At 31.2% G+C, this 333-nt stretch carries 1 protein-coding gene; it reads right to left on the bottom strand.

Annotated features, from left to right (window positions below):
* Positions 1 to 194 precede the first annotated feature (194 nt).
* Positions 195 to 333: IS3 family transposase (locus CN514_RS26925; RefSeq protein ID WP_141529479.1), on the bottom strand; the 139-nt coding region annotated here is incomplete at its 5' end.

The raw sequence follows: 333 nt of genomic DNA, 5'->3' as shown, positions 1-333 counted from the left end.
AAATCAACATCACTCTACTCTTTTTACAAAAATCTGGTAAGTTAATTGACAAGGTTGTTTTTCAACAACGTGAAAAAAAAACACCTTTCTGGTCAAGACCCCAAAAAGTGGAGATGTAAAAAAACTGAGTTATTTCCTTTGAGAAATAGCTCTTTTTTGTGTCTATGTTGAGCTATTAACTAGTTTTTCCGTGCTTAAGAAGCTAGTTGTTGATGTCTAAAACTAACTGGAGATAGCCTATTTAATCTTCTTTGTCTTCTCTTATGGTTATATTTATAGATGTATTTATGAATTATTGCTTCTAAAACCTCGCTATTTTGTACAGAATAGGGA

Source organism: Bacillus sp. AFS001701, assembly GCF_002559405.1.
In the GTDB taxonomy this organism is placed as follows: Bacteria; Bacillota; Bacilli; order Bacillales; family Bacillaceae_G; genus Gottfriedia.
This window is presented reverse-complemented; position numbering and strand designations above follow the sequence as displayed.